We start from the raw sequence: 1899 nt of genomic DNA, 5'->3' as shown, positions 1-1899 counted from the left end.
GCACGGCTACGCAAAATCAGGTATTAACCGCAACGAACACGCTGGTGGATATCGATGGTCTGGGTACGATTGCTTACCAGTGGCTGGCAGATGGGTCGATTATTACCGGTGCCACCGCTTCAACCTTTACCTTAACACAAGAGCAAGTAGGCAAAACCATCACCGTTAAAGCGGGTTATACCGATCTACCGGGTACCGCTGAAAGCGTCACCAGCGCTACAACTCTTGCAGTAGCCAATGTTAATGATGACCCAACCGGCACTGTCACCATCACCGGCACGGCCACGCAAAATCAGGTATTAACCGCAACGAACACGCTGGCCGATGTCGATGGCTTGGGTACGATTGCTTACCAATGGTTGGCCAACGGCACGGATATTAGCGGCGCAACAACTTCAACATTGGCCTTGGCTCAGGCGCAAGTAGGCAAAACCATCACCGTTAAAGCGGGTTATACCGATCTACTGGGTACCGCTGAAAGTGTAAGCAGCGTTGCAACCGGTACAGTCATCAATGCTAATGATGCCCCTACCGGTACTGTCACTATCACCGGTACGGCTACGCAAAATCAGGTATTAACCGCAACCAATACGCTGGCGGATATCGATGGTCTGGGTACGATTGCTTACCAATGGTTGGCAGATGGTACCGGCATTTCTGGCGCAACAGCGGCAACGCTAACCTTGACTCAGGCACAAGTGGGCAAAACCATCACCGTTAAAGCCGCTTATACCGATCTACTGGGTGCCGCTGAAAGCGTCACCAGTGCTACAACTCTTGCAGTAACCAATGTTAATGATGTCCCAACCGGCACTGTCACCATCACCGGCACGGCCACGCAAAATCAGGTATTAACCGCAACGAACACGTTGGCGGATATCGATGGTCTGGGTACGATTACTTACCAGTGGCTGGCAGATGGGTCGATTATTACCGGTGTCACCGCTTCAACCTTGACCTTGACACAAGAGCAAGTAGGCAAAACCATCACCGTTAAAGCGGGTTATACCGATCTACTGGGTACCGCTGAAAGCGTCACCAGCGCTACAACTCTTGCAGTCACCAATGTTAATGATGCCCCTACCGGCACCGTCACCATCATGGGTACCGCCACGCAAAACCAAACACTGACAGCCGTCAGTACCTTGGCGGATGTCGACGGTCTGGGCACGATGACTTACCAATGGTTGGCCAACGGCACGGACATTAGCAGCGCAACGTCTTCAACATTGGTCTTGGCTCAAGCGCAAGTGGGCAAAACCATCACGGTTAAAGCCGCTTATACCGATTTACTCGGTACTGCTGAAAGTGTAAGCAGCATTGCAACCGATGCGATCACCAATGTTAATGATACCCCAACTGGCACTGTCACTATCACCGGTACGGCCACGCAAAATCAGGTATTAACAGTAAGTAATACGCTGGCAGATATCGATGGTCTGGGTACTATCAGTTACCAGTGGTTGGCCAATGGATCAGCGATTACCGGTGCAACAGCGGCCACGCTGACCTTGGCTCAGGCACAAGTCGGTAAAGCGATCACCGTGGAAGCCGGTTATACCGACGGCTATGGAGCAACTGAGAAGATAACCTCAACTGCGACTGCATCGGTAGAAATGACGCAAAGCGGTGTCGTTCAGGACGGGTATCTCTCCAATGCCTTGGTCTGGGTAGATGGCGATAATGACGGCCAACGCGACTGGGTCGACAGCAATAATAATGGTTCCTGGGACAGCGGTGAAGGGGAATCATGGACACTGACGGACAGTACGGGTCAGTTCTCGGCACTGACCGGTAGTGGTAATCTCCACATTACCGCCAACCCTAATGGCGTAACTACCGATATTTCTACAGGTATCGTATTTAATGGCAGCTACTCTGCCGTATCGGGCTCCTCGG

The 1899-nt window shown here is 52.0% G+C and carries 1 protein-coding gene; it reads left to right on the top strand.

Annotated features, from left to right (window positions below):
- A partial coding sequence (locus tag N7974_RS20445; protein ID WP_262967376.1) for a hypothetical protein occupies positions 1–1899 on the top strand: 1899 nt, incomplete at both ends.

The sequence above is a fragment of the Methylobacter psychrophilus genome (assembly GCF_025583945.1).
GTDB classification, from domain to species: Bacteria; Pseudomonadota; Gammaproteobacteria; order Methylococcales; family Methylomonadaceae; genus Methylobacter_C; species Methylobacter_C psychrophilus.
The sequence above is the reverse complement of the archived record's forward strand: the minus strand, read 5'-3'. Positions and strand labels throughout refer to the sequence as shown.